Annotated in this window: 20 protein-coding genes; 7 read left to right on the top strand and 13 right to left on the bottom strand. The window is 62.0% G+C overall.

The genetic code is table 11. The features are described 5' to 3' along the window. The first annotated feature begins 237 nt into the window (after nucleotides 1-237). Nucleotides 238-1,581 carry a T9SS type A sorting domain-containing protein gene (locus LGH70_RS16795; protein WP_226187920.1) on the top strand — a complete coding sequence of 448 codons (1,344 nt, stop codon included), beginning with the start codon at nucleotides 238-240 and terminating at the stop codon, nucleotides 1,579-1,581. 121 nt (nucleotides 1,582-1,702) lie between these two features. On the opposite strand, the gene LGH70_RS16790 is transcribed toward LGH70_RS16795, so the two are convergent. Continuing rightward, nucleotides 1,703-2,281 (bottom strand): nitroreductase family protein, encoded by a 579-nt coding sequence (locus LGH70_RS16790; protein WP_226187918.1) that lies wholly within the window; start codon nucleotides 2,279-2,281, stop codon nucleotides 1,703-1,705. A gap of 96 nt (nucleotides 2,282-2,377) precedes the next feature. Next, the gene (locus LGH70_RS16785; RefSeq protein WP_226187915.1) at nucleotides 2,378-3,091 is read right to left on the bottom strand and encodes a pirin family protein; all 714 of its coding nucleotides are present in this window, start codon (nucleotides 3,089-3,091) and stop codon (nucleotides 2,378-2,380) included. A 166-nt stretch (nucleotides 3,092-3,257) separates the two neighbouring features. Here LGH70_RS16785 and LGH70_RS16780 point away from each other — a divergent pair, with 166 nt between their 5' ends. After that, nucleotides 3,258-3,647 (top strand): winged helix-turn-helix transcriptional regulator, encoded by a 390-nt coding sequence (locus LGH70_RS16780; protein ID WP_226187911.1) that lies wholly within the window; start codon nucleotides 3,258-3,260, stop codon nucleotides 3,645-3,647. Between the two features lie 24 nt (nucleotides 3,648-3,671). On the opposite strand, the gene LGH70_RS16775 is transcribed toward LGH70_RS16780, so the two are convergent. Next, on the bottom strand, nucleotides 3,672-4,994 hold the full coding sequence (locus LGH70_RS16775) for a serine hydrolase domain-containing protein (protein ID WP_226187909.1): 1,323 nt from the start codon (nucleotides 4,992-4,994) through the stop codon (nucleotides 3,672-3,674). Between the two features lie 149 nt (nucleotides 4,995-5,143). On the opposite strand from LGH70_RS16775, the gene LGH70_RS16770 reads away from it, so the two are divergent. Beyond that, nucleotides 5,144-6,052 carry a glutamate--tRNA ligase family protein gene (locus tag LGH70_RS16770; RefSeq protein ID WP_226187907.1) on the top strand — a complete coding sequence of 303 codons (909 nt, stop codon included), beginning with the start codon at nucleotides 5,144-5,146 and terminating at the stop codon, nucleotides 6,050-6,052. 39 nt (nucleotides 6,053-6,091) lie between these two features. Here LGH70_RS16770 and nfi read toward each other — a convergent pair whose 3' ends face one another. Together nfi and LGH70_RS16760 are read right to left on the bottom strand one after the other, a co-directional pair. Continuing rightward, nucleotides 6,092-6,841 carry a deoxyribonuclease V gene (gene nfi, locus LGH70_RS16765; protein ID WP_226187904.1) on the bottom strand — a complete coding sequence of 250 codons (750 nt, stop codon included), beginning with the start codon at nucleotides 6,839-6,841 and terminating at the stop codon, nucleotides 6,092-6,094. 109 nt (nucleotides 6,842-6,950) lie between these two features. Beyond that, nucleotides 6,951-8,150 carry a glycosyltransferase family 87 protein gene (locus LGH70_RS16760; RefSeq protein WP_226187902.1) on the bottom strand — a complete coding sequence of 400 codons (1,200 nt, stop codon included), beginning with the start codon at nucleotides 8,148-8,150 and terminating at the stop codon, nucleotides 6,951-6,953. 147 nt (nucleotides 8,151-8,297) lie between these two features. Between LGH70_RS16760 and LGH70_RS16755 the strand changes: the two genes are divergently transcribed. Then, nucleotides 8,298-8,867 carry a DUF1990 family protein gene (locus tag LGH70_RS16755; protein ID WP_226187899.1) on the top strand — a complete coding sequence of 190 codons (570 nt, stop codon included), beginning with the start codon at nucleotides 8,298-8,300 and terminating at the stop codon, nucleotides 8,865-8,867. After that, complete coding sequence (locus LGH70_RS16750) at nucleotides 8,860-9,573, top strand: DUF1990 domain-containing protein (protein ID WP_226187897.1); 714 nt, start codon at nucleotides 8,860-8,862, stop codon at nucleotides 9,571-9,573. Before LGH70_RS16755 ends, LGH70_RS16750 begins: the two co-directional genes overlap by 8 nt. Here LGH70_RS16750 and LGH70_RS16745 read toward each other — a convergent pair. The 5 genes from LGH70_RS16745 to LGH70_RS16725 all read right to left on the bottom strand — a co-directional run bounded on the left by LGH70_RS16745 (nucleotide 9,509) and on the right by LGH70_RS16725 (nucleotide 15,537). Next, nucleotides 9,509-11,065: a glycosyltransferase family 39 protein gene (locus LGH70_RS16745; protein ID WP_226187895.1), complete on the bottom strand. Its 1,557-nt coding sequence runs from the start codon at nucleotides 11,063-11,065 to the stop codon at nucleotides 9,509-9,511. The two genes, LGH70_RS16750 and LGH70_RS16745, sit on opposite strands and share 65 nt — an antisense overlap. 195 nt (nucleotides 11,066-11,260) lie before the next feature. Beyond that, nucleotides 11,261-11,743 carry a hypothetical protein gene (locus tag LGH70_RS16740; RefSeq protein ID WP_226187892.1) on the bottom strand — a complete coding sequence of 161 codons (483 nt, stop codon included), beginning with the start codon at nucleotides 11,741-11,743 and terminating at the stop codon, nucleotides 11,261-11,263. 96 nt (nucleotides 11,744-11,839) lie between these two features. Further along, the gene (locus LGH70_RS16735; protein ID WP_226187890.1) at nucleotides 11,840-13,390 is read right to left on the bottom strand and encodes a serine hydrolase; all 1,551 of its coding nucleotides are present in this window, start codon (nucleotides 13,388-13,390) and stop codon (nucleotides 11,840-11,842) included. 165 nt (nucleotides 13,391-13,555) lie between these two features. Further along, complete coding sequence (locus LGH70_RS16730) at nucleotides 13,556-14,215, bottom strand: cytochrome b/b6 domain-containing protein (RefSeq protein ID WP_226187888.1); 660 nt, start codon at nucleotides 14,213-14,215, stop codon at nucleotides 13,556-13,558. Between the two features lie 101 nt (nucleotides 14,216-14,316). Then, on the bottom strand, nucleotides 14,317-15,537 hold the full coding sequence (locus LGH70_RS16725; RefSeq protein WP_226187886.1) for a pyridoxal phosphate-dependent aminotransferase: 1,221 nt from the start codon (nucleotides 15,535-15,537) through the stop codon (nucleotides 14,317-14,319). Between the two features lie 139 nt (nucleotides 15,538-15,676). Between LGH70_RS16725 and LGH70_RS16720 the strand changes: the two genes are divergently transcribed. Both LGH70_RS16720 and LGH70_RS16715 read left to right on the top strand, forming a co-directional pair. Beyond that, a complete protein-coding gene (locus LGH70_RS16720; RefSeq protein WP_226187884.1) occupies nucleotides 15,677-16,201 on the top strand; it encodes a DinB family protein in 525 nt (174 codons plus the stop codon). 293 nt (nucleotides 16,202-16,494) lie between these two features. Next, nucleotides 16,495-17,895 (top strand): L,D-transpeptidase family protein, encoded by a 1,401-nt coding sequence (locus tag LGH70_RS16715; RefSeq protein WP_226187882.1) that lies wholly within the window; start codon nucleotides 16,495-16,497, stop codon nucleotides 17,893-17,895. 76 nt (nucleotides 17,896-17,971) lie between these two features. On the opposite strand, the gene LGH70_RS16710 is transcribed toward LGH70_RS16715, so the two are convergent. The 3 genes from LGH70_RS16710 to LGH70_RS16700 form a co-directional block, all read right to left on the bottom strand. Beyond that, the gene (locus tag LGH70_RS16710) at nucleotides 17,972-19,240 is read right to left on the bottom strand and encodes a sugar MFS transporter (RefSeq protein WP_226187880.1); all 1,269 of its coding nucleotides are present in this window, start codon (nucleotides 19,238-19,240) and stop codon (nucleotides 17,972-17,974) included. 40 nt (nucleotides 19,241-19,280) lie between these two features. Further along, on the bottom strand, nucleotides 19,281-20,024 hold the full coding sequence (locus tag LGH70_RS16705) for an SGNH/GDSL hydrolase family protein (RefSeq protein WP_226187878.1): 744 nt from the start codon (nucleotides 20,022-20,024) through the stop codon (nucleotides 19,281-19,283). Nucleotides 20,025-20,169: 145 nt separating this feature from the next. Continuing rightward, on the bottom strand, nucleotides 20,170-21,645 hold the full coding sequence (locus tag LGH70_RS16700; protein WP_226187876.1) for a glycoside hydrolase family 30 protein: 1,476 nt from the start codon (nucleotides 21,643-21,645) through the stop codon (nucleotides 20,170-20,172). Nucleotide 21,646 lies beyond the last annotated feature (1 nt).

Genomic DNA, 21,646 nt, shown 5'->3' with positions numbered 1-21,646 from the left:
CAGGTTTTCAGTGCAAGAGCTAGTCCTACTTTCTAACAACTAATAACTATTGAGGCAATTTAGGTGACGCCTTTGTGCTGCTGGGGCGCGTTACTCAGCTTACGAGTGCTGAAACTCAAGGGCCTCTTGCGGCGGCCAGTTTTGGTGTTTAGCCAGCCAGCAGCTAATGGGACAAGCCGTTTGGAAGTCCAGTTGCATTCGCCTTAATTCAGGTGTGTAACCATCAATCCCTTTCCTATGAAAATTGTCTTATACTCTTTGTCGTTACTGACCCTGTTGGGCGCGGCTGTACCGGCCGCAGTGGCGCAAGCCCCGTGGGCTGCCGTTACCCCGCCGTGGGATACCCAGACGTTCAATACCCAGAATGTGACCATGATGGCACTTTATGGGGCCAGCAACATCCGGCTTTTAGTCGAGGGCAGAACTACTACCAGTGGCACGAGCTATTCTGTCGTGTACACTTCTACCAATGAGGGGTTAATCTGGAGCAGTAACAGCTTGGCAAGACATCAGCCAGGCTCAACGGGTACCGAGCTGCTGGACTATGCGCCGCTGGATGAAGCAAATGCCTGGGCGGTTATTGCCAGCTACAACAATCCCAGCAGTACTCAGACAAGAACGTCCGTGGATTTGTTAAAAACCACGACCGGGGTTGCAGGATTTACTGCCGTACCCAATCCGGCGGGAATGAACCTGCAGTTCGTCCGGGGCTTCTCGGCCACTACCGCTGTAGCCCGCGTGGCCAATGCCAGTGGATTTCTGCGCACCACCGATGGCGGCCAAAACTGGGTTCCGGTAGCGCCGACACTGGCCACGGTTGGCCAGACTCTGCAGCGCACCACCACGCTCGGCAGCCACCTCTGGATACCGACTACCGCGGGCGATGTGCTCTACACCGCTGACCAGGGCCAGACCTGGGCCACTGCTGCCACCGGCCTGGGGGCCAATTTGAGAGGCGTCGCCTTTCGCGACGCCCAGCATGGCCTTGCCTACGGTGGCACTCAATTCGCCCGCACCACCGACGGCGGCCAGACCTGGGAACCGGTCGTATTTTCCGGCCCGGCCCGTACTACCTACCTGGTGGCCTTACCAGGTACATCCGCCGGCTATATCAGCGTAGGAGCCGGATTCAGTAGCTGCATCAGTGGCTCGACGGCAGGCACCGCCGTTTCCACCGATGATGGCTCTACCTGGACTACCGTAGAAAGCACGGACTCCCACTCCATTGTGGCGGCCAGTAGCCCAACCCGGGTTTGGACGAACAAACAAGATAAGCTTGCTCCAATCTGTGCTCCCCACCAGCTTTCCAGATACGCAGGTCTGCCATTAGCCGCCAAAATCCCCACTGTCAAGCTGGTTGAGCTGTATCCTAACCCGACTACCGGGCCCGTTCAGCTACCCGCCGCTGGCGCCTACCGACAGGCCACGGTGTTTGATGCACTGGGCCGGCAACGCCGCACCTTGGCCTTGGCTACCACGGCCACAACCCTCAGCCTGGCAGACCTGGGTGCCGGGGTGTATATGGTGGTGTTAACTGGCCCGGCTACCCGGCAGGCCACCCGGATCAGCGTAATGCCATAAGCATCCGTCTGAATCGATACGCGAGTCGGCAGCACGGCGTATAAATGATTGGGTGTTGAAAAGTTCGGGTTGCTTGTCAGTGGATGAGTAACCCGAACTTTTCAACACTCAACATTTACCATTACTCCGGCAGCTGGCCTTCGAAGGCAATTTCACTCACGCCCTTGCGTTGGCGCGGGGCTTTTTCGCGGCTCAGGAAGGGCTCTTCCAGCAGCTCGGCTTCGCCTTGGTACCCCAGCGCAATAATGACTACGGGCTGCAGGTTCTCGGGCAGCTGAAACACCTCCTGGGCTTTGTCGCGGTGGAAGCCGCCCATGAAATGGCCGTGCAGGCCCAGGGCCGTGGCTTCCAGAATCAGGTTGCCGTTGGCCAAGCCCAGGTCGTGGAGGGCGGCGCCGTTGGGCGTACCGTTGTCGTACTGGGTTTTGGCTAGGGCCAGTACCAATACGGCCGCGTTTTTGGCCCAGGGCTGGTTGCCAGGCATCAGGCAGTCCACCAGTTTCTGGAAGGCTTCGGTGTCGGCGCGGTGGGCGTAGATGTAGCGCCAGGGCTGCTCGTTCATGGCGCTGGCGGCCCAGGAAGCGGCTTCAAACAGCTGGTCCATCGTTTCGGGTGCCACGGGCTGGGGCGAGAAGGCGCGGGGGCTCCAGCGGTTCCGAATCAGCTCGTGGACGGGGTAAGTAGTGGCGGCAGTTTTCATGAAGAAGGGAAAAAACAGAGCTGAAGCCGCCGTATGAGCTGGCGGCTTCAGGGCCATAACAAGCCTAATAGAAAATAGATACGGAAACCGGGCGCTTTACAGCGACATGGGCACATCCATGAGCAGCAGCTGGGCCTGGCTGTCGGCCTGAATGCTGAGCGTGTCGGTGTCCCAGATGCCGAACCCGTCGCGGCGGTGTAGGGGCTGGCCGTTGATGGTCACGTCGCCTTCCAGCACGAAGGCATACACGCCGTTGCCGGCCTTTTTCACCGCGTATTCGGTGCTGAAACCCGGGTCGAAGTCGCCCAGGCTAAACCAGGCATCCTGGTGAATCCAGACGCCGGCATCGTCGGGCGAGGGCGACAGAACCTGCTGCAGCTGGTTGTGGCGGTCTTCGGGGCGGAAGCTTTGCTGGGCATAGCGAGGCGGCACGCCCTTCTTGTTGGGAAACACCCAGATCTGCAGAAACTTTACTTCCTGGTCCTTATTGTGGTTTTTTTCGCTGTGGGCCACGCCCGTGCCGGCGCTCATTACCTGCACGTCGCCGCGCCGGATAATGCCGTGGTTGCCCATGTTGTCCTTGTGCTCCAGGTCGCCGGAGAGCGGAATGGAAATGATTTCCATATTGTCGTGGGGGTGGGCGCCAAAGCCCATGCCGCCCGCAACGGTGTCGTCGTTGAGCACGCGCAGTACGCCAAAATGCACGCGGCTGGGGTTGGAGTAGCCGGCGAAGCTGAAGGTATGGTAGGAGTTGAGCCAGCCGTGGCTGGCGTGGCCGCGGGAGTCGGCGGTGTGAAGAACGGTTTGCATGGCAAAAAGGGAAGTGAAGTCGGAAGTTGGAATATTAGCCAGTGGCTGACTAATGTACATACATATATTAGGGCTGAAAGTTCACCTTTTCACTATACATTTGCTAGTAGTTACTCGCGTGTATATCAATATACAGGCTGTAACCAATGCAGACAATCAACAGGTTATGGCGCTTTCGCAGGAGAAAATAATTTCGGATTGCCCGTTCCGGCAAACCCTGGACGTACTGGAAGGCAAGTGGAAGTTTGCCATTATCCACAGCCTGCTGCTGCACGGCACGATGCGCTTCAAGGTGCTGGAGCGGGCCGTGGAGGGCATCACGGCCCGTATGCTCATCAAGGAGCTGAAGCTGCTGGAAGCCCACGGCATCGTGAGCCGCACGGCCTACGCCACGGTGCCGCCCACCGTGGAATATACTCTAACGGAGTGCGGACAGTCGTTGGCGCCGGTCATTGGGGCGATTCAAACCTGGGGCGTGCAGAACCAGGCCGTGATACTGCAGAGTAAAACCAGCAAAGCCGCCGGAAGGAAACCAGCGGCGGCCGGTAAAAAGTAACGCTGCGGGCGTAGCCTGACGTGCTTATTCCTGCTTGAGAAAGCGCTGCGTGCTGTGCACGGCTCCCTGGGCATCGAGCACCTGCACCAAGTAACTGCCCGCCGGCCACGCCGCCACGGAAAGGGTGAGGCCGGCGGCTGGTAGCGGCTGCCGGGCCATTGAGCGGCCCAGCAGGTCGGTGCAGCGCAGCATCCGGCCGTGGCCAGTGGTAGCCGGCCGAATGCTCAGATAGTTGCTAGCCGGGTTGGGATAAAGCTCCAGAGCCTCTTTGGAGGCGCTGGGAGTAGCCAGCGGCTGGCAATACAGCTGCCGGATGTAGCGCCACAGCTCGGTGTCGAACGACGATACGGCCAGCTTGGAAGCCTCCGCCGACTTGCCCTGGCGCACGACCACCAGGCCCAGACTAGGTACCACGTAGATTTTCTGGTCGTTTTTGCCCAATGCGGCTATCATATCCGGTGGGGCGGTGGGCACCAGCGGGCCGGAAAAGGTGAGCTGGGCCTGCGGTAGCATATACGAGGTCTGCCCATTGAGCCACCACAAGTAGCCGTAGGCGCGGTTGAAGCTCTGGGAGGGGATGGTCATGCGGCGGAAATAGGCGGTGTCGCGCAGAATAGCCGTGCCGTTCCAGCTGCCCCGGCCCAGCATCAGCAACCCAAAGCGGGCCATGTCGCGGGCCCGGCTGTAGTACACGTAGTTGGCCCACACGCCTGCCATGCCGATGCGGCTGCCCAGGCGTTGGTTCGTGAATTGCGTGGCCGTCAGGCCGCTGGCGGCAGCAATTGCATCCTGCAGCAGGCGGTAGGGACCAGTATGGTAGGCCCAGCGGGTGCCGGCATCGGTGCGGTAGCGCAGGCAGGCGGAGGCAGCGCTTTCGTTGTCGCAGGGCGCGGGCGGCGTGTCGTCGAGGCCAGTGGTCATCGTGAGCTGGTGGCGCAGCCGGATAAGGCGCTCCTTGGCGGCGGGAGCAGCCGTCCAGCCCCGGCCCAGAAAGCGGGAAGTGGTATCGTCGGTACTCAGCAAGCCCTCTTGCTGGGCCAAGCCCACCAGCACCGCCGTCAGCGACTTGCCCGCCGAGGCCCAGTACCACACCGAATCCTGGGTATAGGTGCCGAAATAGTGCTCCAGCGCCAAGCGGCCATCCTTGAGAATCAGAAACGACTTTGTATTCTTGCGCCCCAGGAAAGCCAGCAGCGAATCCTGTGCCGGCGCGCACCAGCCCAGCGACTGGGGCGGCACCGTGGCCCAGGTAGTGCCGCTGAGGGGAGGGTAGTAGAGCTGCTGCGCCGAAGCCGGAAACCAAACCAGCAGGGCCGTCAGCAGGCAAAGTGAGAAAAGGTGTTTCATAACAAAGACCGTAAGCCGCTTAAACAGATGCCGTCCTCGTGCGTTTAATCTTGGGAAGAACCGACAGCGTAAACTAGTAGACCGATTTCTATTCCGTATTCATTTTACGCTCTTGCTCAGGCGCTATTTGCGTAGCTGCCACTCCATTTATGCCGTATTCTTCCCCCGTTGTGTCGCGCCTGGCTCCTACGCCCAGCGGCTACCTGCACCTGGGCAATGCCGTGAACTTCCTGCTGACCTGGCTGATTGTGCGCCGGAGCTTCGGCACGCTGCACCTGCGCATTGACGATCTGGACCGGGCCCGGCTGCGGCCGGCGTACCTGGAGAATATCTTCCGCACCATCGAGTGGCTGGGCATCGACTATGACCACGGCCCCAGCGGCCCCGAGGATTTCGAGCGCAACTTCTCCCAGCAGCACCACCTGGGCGAGTACCAGCAGTTTCTGGACGAGCTGCGTCAGCAGCCGGGCCTGCTGTATGCCTGCACCTGCTCGCGCACCCAGATTCTGGCCGCCTCGCCCGAGGGCCTGTATACCGGCACCTGCCAGAGCAAGCACCTAAACTTCGCCGCGCCCGATGCCGCCTGGCGGGCCCATGTGTGCTCCCGTGCGCTGGTGGCCTTCACCGACCTGTGGCAGGGCCCACTGGCCATCGAGCTGGCCCGGGAGCTGGGCGACTTTGTGGTGCGCAAAAAGGACGGCGTGCCCGCCTACCAGATCGGCTCCATCGTGGACGATGTGCGGCTGGGCATCACGCTCATCGTGCGGGGCGTGGACCTGCTGCCCAGCACGGCCGCCCAGCGGTGGCTGGCCGGGTACACAGCCGCCACCCGGCCGTTTCTGCAAACCCGGCTGGTGCACCACCCGCTGCTGCCCGGCCCCGATGGCACGAAGCTCTCCAAGTCGCAGCAGCAGCCTCTGGAGCGGGGTATTATGGCCGAGGCCACTTCGCCACGGTCCGTGTACGAGGCCGTAGCCCGGCTGCTGAAGCTGCCCGCGGAAGCCGGCCGCTCGTTGCGGGCCCTGCGCGGGGCGTTTGAAAACGCGGCTATTGGGTAAGTTGTGGCTTACGCGCAGAGCAGGGAATGAAATGTGGCCCTAACGCAACTCCTTCTTGAATTCTTCGGCCCAGTGGTCGGCCAGGCGGGTGGGCTCGGGCAGCTTGTAGCCGCGCAGGCAGGCCAGGGTGAGGCGGGTGGCGGTGGTCTGGTCGCAGCGGTGGCCGGGGCTCACGAATAGCGGCAGCACCTTGTCTTTGGAGCGGATAACCTCGCCCAGCAGCTCGCCGCTTTTGTCGGTGAGGGGCGTAATGCTGCCTTTGGTAATGGCGGGCTCGGTGAAGCTGCCGGTCAGCTTTTGCTTGGCCACCCCGAAGCTGGGCATATCCAGCATTACCCCGATATGGGCAGCAATACCCATGCGGCGCGGGTGGGCTATGCCGTGCCCATCCACCATAATGATGTCGGGTTTTTGCTGTAGCTTTTCGTAGGCGCGCAGCACGTTGGGCGCCTCCCGGAAAGAAAGGAAGCCCGGCACGTAGGGCACCTCCACGGGGCCGGTGTGCCACACTTTCTCGACCAGTTCCAGGGACGGGAAACGCAGTACCACGAACACCGACAGAATGGTTTCGGGGGTGGGAAACGATGAGTCGCAGCCGGCAATAAATTCGGGCTCGCGCAGCAGGGGCAGCAGGCGCACGTGGGTACGCAGCTCCTGTTGGGTCTGGGTCAGCTCGCGCACAAGCTGCGGGTCGGCGGGCGGGTGGTAGGGGCGGTACACGGGCGGTGAGGTAAGGAAAAGGTTGCCCTGTTGTACTCGAAAGCGGCGGTGCGGGTTAGCGCGTGCCATTGCGCATAGTAGCGCGAACCGTGTAGTTCGCGCGGCCCGCGCCGCTAGCAGTTACCTCGAATGGCGCAAGTAGCGTGAACTACACAGTTCGCGCTACTTGCAGGGGGCTTTAGGCAGTTGCCGAAGCTTCCTCAGCCACCAAGCTTTCCTGCGCACTAACTTCGGCCGCTGCCCCAAGCCGCTCGCTCCAGCGGGGATAGAACAGCAGCTGGCCCTGGATAACAAACCAGGCCAGAATCATCGGTACGGCTTTGATCTTATAGGTGTCGAACACGCCGCTGCGGATGAAGTGGGGGTAGATATCGGTGGCCGATAGGGAGGTGAACAGGGCCACTAGGATAAACAGGGGCCAGACCAGGGGCGTGCTGCGGCGGTAGTGCAGAAACCAGAACACGAAGCCGACCACCGCAATAACGAATGTGGGCGACTCGGCCATCTGGTTAAAAATGACCACGAAAATCAGAATGGAGGCCACGTAGAGGCGGCGGTAGTGGGCCTCGCCCCAGCGGTGCCAGTAGCCCAGGGGCAGGAGCAGCGCCACCAGGCCGGCCAGCTGCACGGCGCCTTTCGAGACGTGCAGGCCAAACCAGGTGTCGAGCACGCCCATCAGGGAAAGCTGCACGCCGGTGGCCGAGGCCCGCACGATGTCGTACCAGGCCACGTAAATCATCTGGAAATCGGCCCAGCTAACGACCAGCAGCGGCGTGAAGCCCAGCACCACAATCCAGAGGGCGGCCCAGAAGCTGTTGCGGAAAAAGCCGGGGTAGAACAGAAAAATCAGGCCGATGCCGATACCGTAAATCTTGATCAGAAAGGCCAGGGCAATGCACAGACCGGCCCAGACGGGCTTGCGGTTTTCCAGGTGCAGGTAAGTCCAGAGCATGAGGCCTACCAGCAGACAGTTGGCCTGGCTGTTGTGCAGGGCCGTCATTACGTCGATAAAAATCAGCAGCAGAAACAGCAGCTGCCGGCGCACATCGGGAAAGAGGCGGCGGCCGGCGAAGTAGAGCACCGCGTTGTTGAGCACGTTCCAGAGCAGCAGCCCCAGCCAGTTGGGCATCCAGGCAAACAAGCCCATAAACAGGGCGAAAACCGGGCTGTACTTGTAGGTGTCGTAGTAGTACTCGGGGTACTCGAGGTAAAGGTTTTTGCCCGCCAGCAAGTTGAAAAACGGCTTGACGAAGATCAAATAGTTGTTGATCGTGCCTTTGAAAAAGTGCTGGAAGCTGATGAGCACCGTCAGGACGGCGTAGAGGGCCACCACGAAGCGGGGCGTGAGCAGAAACTGGGTAAGCCGGGAAGTGCGCATGCGGCGGGGCGAGGCTGGTGGAGTAGGGCAAAAGTAGCGGGATTTGCGCGGGCTGCCCTAGCCGGCCCCAAAAAGCCAACCCGCGCCGGAGTGCCCGCGTTAGGGCTTAGGTAGCCGGTTGCACCCGCCCGGCCCACCGAACCCGTCATGAAAAAACCCGAGCAACCCGCCAGCACCGGCTCCGGCCCCCTGTTTGAGAGGCGCTATTACATCGATATCGACCAGCCCGAGCTGTCGGCTGAGCAGCTGATGGAGGCCATTCAGTGCAACGTGGAGCACTACTCGCCCGATTTGCTGGCCCAGTTTGAGAAAGTGAAAGGCCAGGACCACCGCTTGCGCAAGGACGACGAGTTTTCCATCAAGATTCTGGGGCCCTGGAACGGCTCGGTGCGCGTCACGGAAGTTACCCCCGACTGCTTCGAGCTGATAACCCTGGAAAACCATCCTGAAGCCGGCCGCATCCGGTTTTCCATCGGTCCGGCCGGTAAGGATAACGATGCGCTACGCTTCGAGATTCACTCCTGGGCCCGCTCCCGCGACGGGCTCGTGGCCTTCACCTACGACACGCTGGGCATGGGCAAACGGGTGCAGCAGCAAACCTGGGAGCTGTTTTGTGAGAAAGTAGCCCAGGCCAGCGGCGGCCACGCCCGCGGCCCGGTACAGGTTGAAACCACCGAGCACGACGAACACTCTGCCGAAGCCCGCGCCCATGCCTAAGCCCACCAGTTCTGCCCCACCGCTGTGGGAAGTGCAGCGTGCCCGCCTCGAATCCTTCGGCAAAGCCCAGGTCAACTTCGACCTGGAGCGCACGGCTGAGTACACCGCCGATAACGGCTGGCGCATCGACGACTACGAAACCGAGCTGCCCGGCGAGGCACCCGGTCCGCCGGCTGAGCACGGCTCCTGGAAGGCCGGTCAGCAGATTCTGCGCAACTATACCTTTCCGCCCTCCGACCTGATTACCGGCATCTTCGTGCCCGACGCGCCCCTGGAAAACCGCACCATGGTGCTGCGCGGGCGGTTTCTGTTCTTCACCTTCTGGTTTGGGGTGCGCATCGGCGGGGTTACCGACGAAGTGCGCACCCTGCCCGACGGCACCCAGGAGCAGGTGTGGGGCTACAACTACCGCACCCTGGAAGGCCATTTCGAGCGGGGCCAGATTGAGTTTACCATCCATAAAAACCTGACGACGGGCCGGGTCATCTTCCACATCCACGCCTTTTCGCAGGTGGGCCGCATCCGCAACCCGTTCTACTGGCTGGGCTTCAAGCTGTTTGGACGCATGTTGCAGCGCCGCTTCTCGCACGAGTCGCTCAGGCGGCTGCGCGAGCAGGTGGTGGAAATGCTGGCAACGGGCTCTACCGAAGTCCGCGCATCCGATACTGCTCATGCCGTACCTGCTGCCGCACTTCGGCCAGAATAGCCGCGTCGGGCTGGCGCAATAGGTAGACGAAAGTGCCTTTTTCGCGGGCCAGCGGGTTCTGCACCCGCCCGACCAGTTGGCTGGACGCAAAGTGAATGGCGTCGTCGGCCTCCAGCGCGTCCTCGGTTACCAGCATTACCACCCGCAGACTGTCGAGCCTGGGAAACCAGTACACGTAGTCGGCATTGTAGGACACGGCGGCGGGCATGCGGCCGTGGTTGTAGAAGTTCAGGGCCCCGGCCTCACCGTAGTTGTCGGTAATGATAATCAGGTGACGCTGCTCGTCGGGGGTGAGCTGCCGGTAGCCCTGCAGGGCCAGCCCCGCCATTTCGCGCCAGCTGATCATGTCGGCAAAATCCTGGGGCAGCTCGTGGTTTTTGCCATCCTCCCAGCGCAGCAGGCCCAGCTTTTCATACGGGGCCGGGTTGCGGCGAATCTTCTCGGGTGTTTCGAGCGGAAAGGCCACGCGCAGCAGCGGCAGAAATAGCAGCCCGATAACCCCAGGCAGGGCCGGCCGCAGGTAGCGCCGCCAGTCGCGCTGCAGTACCTGTTCCAGATAGAAGCTGCCGAAAGCCAGCAGAATAGGGTAGAGGCCGATGGCATAGTAAGCCTTGGCCCGCATGGCGGCAAATAAGAGCAGTGTAAAGAGCACCGCCAGCCCCACAAACCGGTAGGGGCGCAGCGGCGCAAACCGCACCAAGCCTACCCCAGCGGCTATTATTACTGCCAGGCTATTGAAGAAAAACAGCAGCTGCTCCTTGAAGAAATCGGCTCGCTCGACGTGCACCAGCTGGCTTTCGCGCAGCTCCCGCATGTGCCAGAGCACCGGCCAGTCGTGCTGATACTGCCAGAGCAGGTTGGGCAGAAACACCAGCAGGGCCACTGCTACTGCCAGGTAGGTGCGCGGCCGGGCCAATAGCTGCCGCTGGGAGGTAAGCAGCAAGGCCGGCACCACGCCCGCCGCCCAGAACACGAGGTTGTACTTGTTGAGCATGCCCAGGCCCACGGCCAAACCCAGCGCCGCCGGCCACTGCCAGTGGTTGTCGCGCACCATCCGGATCAGGCAGTAGTACGCCGCCGTCCAGGCCAGCACGTCAAAGGAGTTGGGCTGAAACAGCAGGTTCAGGCGCATTAGGGCCGAAAGCAGGACAGCTGAGGCGGCCAGAGCTTTGGCATACAGCCCGCCGCCCAGCTCGTGCACCGCGGCCCAGACCACAGCCAGCGTCAGGGCTCCGAACAAGGCCGGAAAGAAGTGCACCCAGAACTCGGTGTTGCCCAGCAGCTGAATCAGGCGGGCCACCCAGGCCGAGAGCGGCGGCACCGACACGTAGCCCGCCGCCAGGTGGTTGCCTTGGTCGAGGTGCAGGAATTCGTCGCGGTGCAGCTCATACACCGGATGCACCACCAGATACTGCACGGCTATCTTGACGACGACAAAGGCCAGGAGCCAGCCCAGATACTGTTTAGCAGCGGGTTGTTGGATAGTAAGCATCGGCGAGAGTAAAGTAGCGCGGTCCGGTTGTGGCGCCGTACGCGGGCCAAGATAAGCAAGTGCGGTGGCCACCTAGTGAGTATGGCGGCGGCTGCAACAGACCGGCAAAATGGCATCCAGACAAAAGCCCGTTTGCACAGCTGTGCAAACGGGCTTTTGTCTGGACAGGAAGCTAGGAAGCTGTAACGAATCCTTCTATTGCGCTGAGTACACGCCCTGAAACGAGCCGCTCATGGCGAAACGGCGGCGCTTGGCCCCGGGCCGCGGCTCCGACTCACAGAGCACGGCCCGAAAGGTGCCCCGAATAGTACGGCGCTGCGGGTCGATGGCCAGTACCTGCACCACGCCGTCGTTGAGGCCGCAGGCGTTGGAATAGGCCGTGGTGGTGCCGTAGCGGTAGGAGGCGTCGCGCACGTGCCCGCTCAGAATCTCCTTGAACCGGTACTGCCCCGGGGCCAGCGGAAACTGGTCGATAAGAATGGTCAGGCCCTGGTCGTCGGGGCTGTCGGTCCGCACCAGATTAATGGACAGCACCTTATTGACGCCCGTACTGACTTCCAGCCGCGAAAAAGCCGTGTCGACGGCCACGGGCTGGCCATTGAGGGTCAGCGCCAATGCCGTACGCGCCGGAGCGGGGCCGGAAACGGGGGCCTGGGCCGTGGCTAAGCCAGTACCCAAACCGAGAGCCAAGAGAAAGAAGCGCAGCCGCATACAAAGGAAAAATTATAGCCAGGTCTGCGGAGTCCGGTGGCAGAAACCACGCCACAAACCGGGTTACAAACGGCTGAACTGGTAAGAATCGTATTCGATGAAGGGGTTGATACGCATTTCGACCCCGGCTACCTGCTTGCCTTCCACCTTGAATACAGCCGGAAAAATACCATACGTCGGGTTGGAGTAGGTGGCCCGGAATTCCTGCCCGTCCATGTAGTCCAGCGTGGCCGTCAGGTTGGGGTGGTTCGGGAAGTTGACCAGCAGCTGCTTGCCTTTCTGGCTGATGCTGATGGGGCCGAACAGCGGGTGCGTAAACTGTCCGGTGTAGGCCGCCAGGCTCAGCGGTGCCTTCTTCTTCTGGCTGACGCGCTTCTGGAGCTGGGCTACGGCGGCGTAAGTTTCCTGGTCGCCGGCGCGGGCCCCTTTCAGGAAGGCGGCGCTGCGGTTCTTGTAGGGCACGCCCAGGTAGCTGTCCAGGATCTGGTAGCGCAGAGCCTCAAAAAAGCTCTGGTTGTCGTTGTTGGTCAGGATGGCAATGCCGAGCTGCTCCTCGGGCACGAAGCACACGTTGCTCACGTGGCCGGTAGCGCCACCCGTGTGCCAGAACACCTGGCTGCCGGCATAGTCAGCTGAGAAAACGCCCAGGCCGTAGGTCATGTAGTGGGTGGGCAGCATCGTCGATTTGCGGGTGTTCAGCAGCGTGTTGGGGTCCCGGGTTTTGCGCATGGCCGCCCAGCTCAGCAGCTGCTTGCCCTCGTAGCGGCCACTATCGAGCTGAAAGCGCAGCCACTTGGCCAGGTCATTCACGTTGGACACCATGCTGCCGCAGGGCCCGATGTTGTCGATGTTGTCGAAGGGCATCTGGGCCAGGGGGCCAAACGTGTTGGAGTAGGGCAGGGCAATATTGGGCCGCTGGGCGTAGCCGGTGGTGCCGGTGTAGGTGTTGCTCATGCCCAGGGGCTGCAGAAAATTCTGCTGCACGTAGTCGTCCCAGGTGGTGCCGCCGGTAGCGGCCTTCACCACTTGGCCCGCGGCCACGAAGCCGGCGTTGCAGTAGCCGTAGTCTTTGCGAAACTGGCCGCTGGGCTTCAGCAGGCGCATACGCTGCACCACTTCTTCCCGGCTCAGGCTGGAATCCCAGAAGGTAAAGTCACCCTGGAAGGTCTTAGTGCCGAAGTGGTGGCCCATCAGGTCGCGCACGGTCACGAGCTGGGAGCTGATGGAGTCGTAGAGGCGGAAGCCGGGCAGGTATTTGTCGGCCCGGTCATCGAGCGAGAGTTTCTTGTCGGCCTCCAGCTTGGCAATGGCCGTGCCCGTGAACAGCTTCGTGTTCGAGGCAATCATGAACAGCGTGTTGGCGTCCACGGGCTCAGGCTTGCCCACGGCCCGCACGCCGTAGCCCTTATTGACCACTACCTGGCCATTTTTCACGACCACAATAGCCAGGCCCGGAATCTGCCACTGGCGCAGGCCGCGCTGAATGTAGCGGTCCAGGCTGTCGGTCATAAAGGCGTTCGGGGTAGCTGCCGACTGCGCCGCGGCGGGCCGGCTGGCGGCCAGGCCGGTAGTGAGGGCAGAAACGGTCAGGAGCCGGGAGAGAAGCTTGCGCATGGGAAGGGGAGCAATAACAACGGAATAAGGCCGGCACGCCCCTGCTACTCAGGATCAGCCACACCGGACTTTGAAGTTGGCACTATAAAACGAGAAAACCGCTTCTGCTCGGGGCAGAAGCGGTTTATTTCCATGATATGCCGTGGAGTGGTGACTAGGGAAAGCCTATTTGCCGCCGTTAATCATGTCAGAAACAATGCCTTTGCCCTTGCTCAGCTCCGACCAGACTACTCCCCCGATGTGGAACACGATGAAGGCCATGACCAAGTACATTGTCACGTTGTGTATTTCCTTCATCGTGTGTTCCAGCTCGTGCAGAAACGCCACGTCATCGGCGAAAGTCAGCACCAGCCCGGTGCCCACCATCACCACCAGCATGAGGTAAAAGGCCACGTAGGAATACTTTACCAGCAAAGAGTGGCGCGCATCACGCAGGTCGGCGCCCTGCTGGCGGAAGTAGCGCCGCGCCACGGCCAGCCGGACGGAAAAGCGCTGCCCACCCGTCTGGAAAAACTCCAGCCCGAGGCGAAACAGCAGCAAAAATGAAAGCGTGATGCCCAGGTAGACGTGCCAGTCCCAGATGCGGTGGCTCACAACACGGCTCAGCCCGCGCACCTGCTCTGTACTCATTGTGACGCCCTGCTTCAGCATCACTTCCTGAAACGAGGGCCCCAGCCCCCGCGTGTCGACGATAACCCGCAGAAACAGAATAGTCGTCAGCAGGCTCGAAATGACGGCCGCGCTGCCCCAGTGCCAGAGGCGCAAAGCCAGGGAGTTTTTGCTGCCAGCGGGCTGCTCGAGAACTGGGGAAGTAGGAACGGGCATGACTGAGTAAGGGGTAGCAAAGGAAGAGAGGGCTGCGCAAGATAACCGGCGCAACCCTCTCTTTTTATACAGCCTGCGCCGGCACGTAGCCGGCCGCCGGACTAGGCAAACGCCACTTCCGCTACCGGCACTTCCCGCCCCGGATACACGGCCAGCGCCTGCTCCAGGCAGGTGAGGGCCACGTCGAGGTCGTCGCAGTTGAGCACGTAGGCCATGCGCACTTCCTGCTTACCCAGGCCCGGCGTGGCGTAGAAGCCGCTGGCCGGTGAAAGCATTACCGTCTGGTTTTCGTAGGTAAACGAGTCGAGCAGCCACTGGCAGAACGTCTCGCAGTTGTCGACCGGCAGCCGGGCCATGACGTAGAACGCGCCGCCGGGCACGGGGCATTCCACCCCGGCAATAGCCCGCAGGCGGCTTACCATCAGGTCGCGACGCGCCTGGTATTCGGCCTTGGTCACGTCGAAGTAGTTCACGGGCAGCTCCGAGGCCGCCTCAGCCAGCACCTGGGCCAGGCCGGGCGGACTCACGCGCATCTGGGCAAACTTGAAAGCGGCCTGCTGCAAGTCCTTGTTCTTGGTCACAAAAGCCCCGATGCGGGCCCCGCAGGCACTGTAGCGCTTCGAAATCGTGTCGAGCACCACAATATTGTTGTCGGCCCCTTCCAGATGCATGGCACTCACGTAGTCGCTGTCGTAGCAGAATTCGCGGTAGGCTTCGTCGGAAAGCAGGTACAGGTTGTGGCGCACGCACAGCTCCTTGAGCTGCTCCAGCTCGTCGCGGCTGTACACGTAGCCGGTCGGGTTGTTGGGCGTGCACAGCAGCAGGGCCTTGGTGCGGGGCGTGATGCGGCGCTCAAACTCTTCGATGGGCGGCAGGGCAAAGCCCTCGGCCAGGTAAGACGTAACGGGCACGATGTGCACGCCGGTGGCCACGGAAAAAGCCGTGTAGGCCCCGTAGAACGGCTCGGGAATAATGAGCTCGTCGCCAGGGTTCAGGCAGCTCATCAGGGCAAAGAAGATGGCCTCGCTGCCACCGGCTGTCACCAGAATGTCGTCGGGCGTCACCGAGATGCCCACGTTGTGGTAGTAGTCGGCCAGCTTGCGGCGGTAGCTGGGGTAGCCGGCCGTGGGGCTGTACTCCAGCACCCGGATATCGGCCTTTTGTACCGCGGCCAGCATGGTGGGCGGCGTTTCAATATCGGGCTGGCCGATGTTGAGGTGAAAGACTTTCACGCCCCGTTGTTTGGCCGCATCGGCGAAGGGAGTGAGCCGCCGGTAGGGCGACAAGGGCATGGCAAGCCCACGCTGCGAGACTTTTAACATAACTGAAGTAATAAGTACCAGCCTAGGATAAATGTAGGACTAGTTAGTGAAGAATATAAATTATGCTTTAAAATAGCCTAAGCAAGAAGCAAATATTTTGGGGCTTTAACAACAAGTACAATTGTTAGTTAGTCTGAACATGAACCCACCCAACGCTCTGGAAGTATGGCTGCGCGGGCCCCTGCCCGGTGTGCCGCCCCTCTTGCAACCCGTAGCCCACGCCCTGCTGCAGGCCCGGGAAGAAATTCAGGCCCAGCTGGCCGATTTTCCGGCCGCTCTACTGTGGCAGCGCCCGGCCGGGGTGGCCTCCGTCGGGTTTCACCTCCAGCACCTTACCGGCGTGCTCGACCGGCTGCTGACCTACGCTCGTGCCGAAGCCCTCACGCCGGAACAGCTGGCAGCCCTGGCCGTGGAAGGGCACAGCCCCCACCCCGGGTGCACGGCCGCCGAGCTGGTGCAGGCTTTTGCTGCCCAGGTGGAGCGGGCCCTGGCCCAGCTGCGCCACACTGATGAAGCTACGCTGCGGGAAGCGCGGGGTGTAGGCCGGGCGCAGGTGCCCTCCACGGTGCTCGGGCTGCTGGTGCATGCCGCCGAGCACACCATGCGCCACCTGGGCCAACTGCTGGTGACGGCCCGCATTGTGGTGAGCCAGCTGGACGAATAGCAGCAGCCGGCCGGGAAATACTGCAGACGCGCCATCCTGCTGCACTGGGGTAAATGGGCGGAATAAGGGTTGGTTATCAGATAATTAATTGCTACCTTATGCTTGGTCTGCCAGCTGGGCTCCGGTTGGTAGTTACGTTGTCTTTACCGCGCTTCTATGCTCTAAGCGTTACTCGCCCGGCTTTTTCTCACCCTTCTTACTGCTTTGTGATGCAACAGATAAGAAGCAGTGTGCGGCCTGCCTTTTTATGGCTCCTTCTTGTCAGCTGCGCGCTTTCCTGGTCACCGCTGGCGGTGGCCGGAGGCGGCAAGAAGCCAGGTGCTGCCGTCCGCCGCGGCTCGACGGCCGTGCTATACCTGCGCGCCCTGCTCGACACGGCCGCCCTGGGGGCCGATGCGACCTACGCCCACCTGGGGCTGCGGGCCGGCTCGGTGGTACAATCCTTCTACGCCGGGCGCAGCTTCGTGCCCGCCTGGACGCGCGCCGACTCGGGCTGGAACGCCCCGGCCCGGCAGGCCCTGCAGCTACTGAGCCAGGCCCGGCAGTTTGGCCTTTCGCCCGCTGCCTACGGCAGCGCCGACCTCTGGGCCCTGCCTGATTCATTGCGCGTAAAAGATTCGGCTGACCAGCATAGCCGGCAGCTGGCTAGCTTTGAGCTGCGCCTCACCGATGCCCTGCTGCGCTACGCGGCCCACCTGCGCTTCGGGCAGCTCGATGCCACGACGCTGGTGGCCGCGCCGTTGCAAGGCTTGGCTGCCCAGCAGGCCACTACGGCCCTGGAAGAAGCCCTGGCCGCGGCCACGTTTGCGCCCTCGTTTCTGCGGTTTCAGCCGGCTGGCCAGGCCTACCAGCAGGTGCAGCAGGCCTGGAGCCGCACCCTGCAGGCCCAGCCCGATTCGGCCGCTACTCCGCGCGGTAACGAAGCAGACTTTCGGCGCGTCGCGGTGAACCTGGAGCGGCTGCGCTGGGAAGCGGCGGCCCTGGATACGGCGGCCGAATATGCCCTGGTCAATATTCCGGCGTTTCGGCTGCAGCTAATGCGCGGGGGGAAGGTAGTGCAGACGCACCGGGTGGTAGTAGGTAAGCCCGAAACGCCAACTCCCACCCTCAACAGCCGCCTTATCGTGTTCGTAACGGCGCCCGACTGGCGGGTGCCCTACAGCATTGCCGTGAACGAAATGCTGCCCCAGCTGCAGGACGACCCCAGCTTCCTCTACGACAACCACTACCGGCTCTACGACTACCGCAACCGCCTCATAAACCCCTGGCACGTGCGCTGGAGCAAGTACAACGCCACCAACTTTCCCTACACCATCAAGCAGACGGCAGGGCGCCACAATGCGCTGGGCAACATCGTATTCTACTTCCCGAACCAGCACAGCGTGTTTCTGCACGACACGCCGGCCCGCTCCCTGTTTCAGAAGCCGCAGCGTGCCCTCAGCCACGGCTGCGTGCGGGTCGAAAAGCCGCTGGCCCTGGCTGCTTACCTCTTGCAGCGCGAAAAGCAGCAGGCGGCCCTGCCGGTCATAAAGCGCAGCATCGCCCAGCGCGACAAGTGCCGCTTCGATCTGGCCCAGGGCCTGCCCATCCAGATTCGCTACTACACCTGCCAGGCCGACAATGGCCGGCTCCGGTTCTACGCCGATATATACTGCCAGGACGAACCGATTCTGGCCGCTTTGTTTGGGCGTTGAGCAGAGCTGATACAACGAAAAAGGCCGCTATACGGGATATGGCGGCCTTTTTCGTTGAATAGATTCCCGGAATAAGCTAGTGCGTGCCGGCCTGCGGCACGTGCCCTTTCAGGCCGTACCAGACGATGTATGCGTAGCACAGCACCGGCAGAATAAAGGCCAGCTGCAGCGTGCTGACATCGGCGACCAAAGCAAAAAGCAGCGGTACCACAGCTCCGCCCACGATGGCTACGTTCAGCAGGCCCGAGGCTTGCTCGGTGTGCCGACCCAGCCCGGCCACGGCCAGCGTGAAAATGGTGGCAAACATGATGGAGTTCATCAGGCCCACGGCCAGCAGGCTCCACATGGCAGTTTCCCCCGCAGTATTGATGGAAATCAGGATGAGCACGATGGCGCCCACGGCCCCGGTGGCCAGCAGACGACCGGGGTTGAAGCGGCTCAGCAGATAGGCCCCGATGAAGCGGCCCACCATGGCCCCGCCCCAGTAGTAGGCCACCATTTTACCGGCCAGCTTGGGCGTCAGGTTCATTACCTCGGGCAAGTGCAGGTAGCTTACGATGTGGGAGCCAATGGCGACTTCGCCACCCACGTAGGCAAAAATGCCCACCATGCCCAGCACCAAATGGCGGTAGTGCCAGGCCTGCTGCCCAGCCGGAGCCTGGGCGTCAGCATCGGCGTGCACGATTTTGGGAAGCTTCAGTAAGCCCAGCAGCAGGCTGATAACCAGCAGCACGCCACCAATGGCCAGGTAGGGCGTTTGTACGGCGCGCACGTCGATGGCCGCGGCGGAGGCGGTTTCCAGGTCGGGGAGGTGCGAGAGGATGACGGCCGCGCCGAGCAGGGGCGCTACCGTGGTGCCCAGCGAGTTGAAGGCCTGGGTGAGCGTGAGACGCGCCGGAGCCGAGCGGGCCGGCCCCAGGATGGCCACGTAGGGGTTGCCGGCGACCTGGAGCAGCACCACGCCGGTAGCCAGCACAAACAAAGCGGCCAGAAACAAGCCGTAGCTGCGGCTGTCGGCGGCGGGGTAGAACAGGAAGCAGCCCACGGCCGCCACCACGAAGCCCGCCAGCATGCCGCCCTTGTAGCCGATGCGCTGCACCAGCCGGCCGGCCGGAATTCCCATCACGAAGTAGGCCCCGAAAAAGCAGAAGTTGATGAGGTTGGCCTGGGTGTAGCTGAGCTGAAAAATGGCTTTCAGGTACGGAATCAGGATATCGTTCAGGCAGGTAATGAAACCCATCATGAAGAACAGCACCGTCAGGGACGACAGGGCCGAGGTGTAGCGCGGCGTGGCGTGGCCGGTATCCGGCTGGGCGCCGATGGCAGAAGGGGCAACAAGAGCCATAGGAAACGAGGGAGAGAAAAGTGAGAAATTTCCGGCCGGGCTATTTCCGCTTCAGAGCCCGGGCCACGGCCTGGTTGAGCAGCGGCTCCATCACGCGGTAGCCGGCCAGATTGGGATGCACGCCGTCATCGGCGTAAGCTTTCGGCAGGCCCTGCTGCGCGTCGGCCATGGCCGAGTGGAAGTCGAGGTAGACGAGGCCCTGCTGGGCGGCGTAAGCTTTGATCTGCTGATTCAGGGCCACGATTTTGGGTCCCGGATTCAGGCCCTTGCGCCACCAGAAGTCGGCGGCGGGCAGCACCGAGGCCAGCACCACCCGAATGCGGTGGGCACGGGCCAGCTCCACCATGCTCATAATATTGTCCAGGGTGCGCTGCGGCACGTAGGGGCCCTGGTTTTCGGCCACGTCGTTGGTGCCCACCAGCATCACAACCACGGCGGGGCGCAGCTGGATGACGTCCTGACGGAAACGCAGCAGGATTTGCCCCGACGTCTGCCCGCTGATGCCCCGGCCGATGTAGCCGTAGGGCTTGCCCGCAAAAAAGGCCGAATCGGCTTTCACCCAGCCTTCGGTAATGGAATTGCCGATGAGTACGACCCGGGCCGGGGAGGCCGGTGGGGCGGGCAGGCGCTGATTAGCGTCGGCGTAGCGTTGCAGTTTGGCCCAGTCGGTGGGAGGGAGCTGCTGCTGCGCTGCCCCGGCCAGCGGCGTCAGCAGGGCCGCGGCCAGTAGCAGGCGGAACCCGCACGACCAGCGGGCAACCAGTTGTTGTGGAGGTGTATGCATACCTGATATAACCGAAAAAATGGCGTAAGCATCAGGTTGGACGCGAAAATCCGGCTACGGTGGATAGCACTTTGGTCGCGGTTATTGCTGCTTCCAGGCTGCTTTGCCGGAATCGGGTAGCCGTGACAATGCCGCCCAGTTGCGGCTAGTTGATCACCAGCGTCATGATGGAGTGGGGCTGGCTGCTGACGGTGGCCGCCTGGCCCTGCATCCAGAGCTGGAAATCCTGCTTCTGGTCGCCGTCGTTCATCACGACCACCGCTACTTTGCCGTCGGTGTTGAGGAAGGCCGTGGTTTCCAGATGGTCGCGGTTGGAGGAGCTGACGATGCGCCGGGCCCCGGGCCGGATGAACTTGGAGAAGTGGCCGATGTAGTAGTAGATGTTGGTATACACCAGCTTGCCGGTGCGCGTATCGCCGATGATGGGGGCGTAGCAGTAGTTCTTGACGTGGTTGGGGCCGCCGTTTTCGTCGAGCAGGATGTTCCAGTCGGTCCAGCCCACGTTGCCGTTGTTGAAGTCGTTGATCATCGAGTGGCCGTACTTCTCGCCCAGGCTCCAGTCGTTCACTTTATTGAAGTCAAACTTCTCGATGCAGGCCTCGGTGAGCAGCAGGTTGGTATTGGGGTAGGTTTCGTGCACGCGCCGCACATTGTCGAACATCATGGCGCTGCCGGTCCAGGTTTCGTACCAGTGGTAGCCCACTCCCCACACGTACTGGGCGGCCTGCGGATCGTCGAGGATGGTGCTGGCGCGCTGGTAGATCTGGTCGCGGTTGTGGTCCCAGGCAATGAGTTTCCGGTCGCCCAGGCCGTTTTTCTTCAGCGTGGGCCCCAGGTATTCCTTGATGAAGTCGCGCTCCTCGGTGGCCGTAAACAGGCAGGATTCCCAGGTTTGCTTGGCCATCGGCTCGTTCTGGCTGCTCAGGCCCCAGATCGGGATGCCCTGGCGCTCATACTCCTTGATGAACCTGACGAAGTAGTCGGCCCAGGTCTGGCGGTACTGGGGCAGCAGCTTGCCGCCCTTGAGCATGCTGTTGTTGTCCTTCATCCAGGCGGGCGGGCTCCAGGGGGCCACGTACATCGTGAGCTTGCCGCCGGCCGCCTGCTGGGCCTGCTTGATAAAGGGAATGCGGTACTGCTCGTCGTGCTTCACGCTGAAGGTCTTCAGCTGCTCGTCCTTGTCGGCCACGTAGGTGTAGGGCGCGCTGCTGAAGTCGGAGCTGTGGATGGTAGTGCGGGCCAGGGTGTAGCCAATGCCCTTGGTGGGACTGTAGTAGGCCTGCATGAACTCCTGCTGCTGGTCCTTCGTGAGCTTGGCGTAGGTTTCGGCGGCGGCATCCGTCAGGGCGCCGCCAATGCCGAGCACCGACTGAAACGTCTTGGTGGGGTCCACGAACACGCACACCTCGGATTCGAGGGGCTGGGGCTTGGGCTGAAACGCCAGGGTTTCGCCGGCGGCCAGGCGCTTGTCGGTACCGGCGGCCGTGGTATACACCTGGGCTTTTTTACCAACCACCGAATAGGCTTTGAAGTTGCGGGCCGGGCTGGCCGCTTTCTGGGCTAGCGCGCCGCCTACGCTCAGCGCCGACAGCAATAAGGAAGGGAGAAGCTTGTTGAGCATG

This window comes from Hymenobacter nitidus, from assembly GCF_020447315.1.
GTDB classification, from domain to species: domain Bacteria; phylum Bacteroidota; class Bacteroidia; order Cytophagales; family Hymenobacteraceae; genus Hymenobacter; species Hymenobacter nitidus.
This window is presented reverse-complemented; position numbering and strand designations above follow the sequence as displayed.

Coding starts and splice junctions, on each gene's coding strand:
- nfi (WP_226187904.1), bottom strand. CDS start 6,841: ATGGCACGCGCTAACCCGCACCGCCGCTTTCGAGTACAACAGGGCAAC.
- LGH70_RS16745 (WP_226187895.1), bottom strand. CDS start 11,065: ATGCTTACTATCCAACAACCCGCTGCTAAACAGTATCTGGGCTGGCTC.
- LGH70_RS16780 (WP_226187911.1), top strand. CDS start 3,258: ATGGCGCTTTCGCAGGAGAAAATAATTTCGGATTGCCCGTTCCGGCAA.
- LGH70_RS16735 (WP_226187890.1), bottom strand. CDS start 13,390: ATGCGCAAGCTTCTCTCCCGGCTCCTGACCGTTTCTGCCCTCACTACC.
- LGH70_RS16785 (WP_226187915.1), bottom strand. CDS start 3,091: ATGCAAACCGTTCTTCACACCGCCGACTCCCGCGGCCACGCCAGCCAC.
- LGH70_RS16775 (WP_226187909.1), bottom strand. CDS start 4,994: ATGAAACACCTTTTCTCACTTTGCCTGCTGACGGCCCTGCTGGTTTGG.
- LGH70_RS16700 (WP_226187876.1), bottom strand. CDS start 21,645: ATGCTCAACAAGCTTCTCCCTTCCTTATTGCTGTCGGCGCTGAGCGTA.
- LGH70_RS16725 (WP_226187886.1), bottom strand. CDS start 15,537: ATGTTAAAAGTCTCGCAGCGTGGGCTTGCCATGCCCTTGTCGCCCTAC.
- LGH70_RS16770 (WP_226187907.1), top strand. CDS start 5,144: ATGCCGTATTCTTCCCCCGTTGTGTCGCGCCTGGCTCCTACGCCCAGC.
- LGH70_RS16720 (WP_226187884.1), top strand. CDS start 15,677: ATGAACCCACCCAACGCTCTGGAAGTATGGCTGCGCGGGCCCCTGCCC.
- LGH70_RS16710 (WP_226187880.1), bottom strand. CDS start 19,240: ATGGCTCTTGTTGCCCCTTCTGCCATCGGCGCCCAGCCGGATACCGGC.
- LGH70_RS16705 (WP_226187878.1), bottom strand. CDS start 20,024: ATGCATACACCTCCACAACAACTGGTTGCCCGCTGGTCGTGCGGGTTC.
- LGH70_RS16795 (WP_226187920.1), top strand. CDS start 238: ATGAAAATTGTCTTATACTCTTTGTCGTTACTGACCCTGTTGGGCGCG.
- LGH70_RS16730 (WP_226187888.1), bottom strand. CDS start 14,215: ATGCCCGTTCCTACTTCCCCAGTTCTCGAGCAGCCCGCTGGCAGCAAA.
- LGH70_RS16760 (WP_226187902.1), bottom strand. CDS start 8,150: ATGCGCACTTCCCGGCTTACCCAGTTTCTGCTCACGCCCCGCTTCGTG.
- LGH70_RS16790 (WP_226187918.1), bottom strand. CDS start 2,281: ATGAAAACTGCCGCCACTACTTACCCCGTCCACGAGCTGATTCGGAAC.
- LGH70_RS16750 (WP_226187897.1), top strand. CDS start 8,860: ATGCCTAAGCCCACCAGTTCTGCCCCACCGCTGTGGGAAGTGCAGCGT.
- LGH70_RS16755 (WP_226187899.1), top strand. CDS start 8,298: ATGAAAAAACCCGAGCAACCCGCCAGCACCGGCTCCGGCCCCCTGTTT.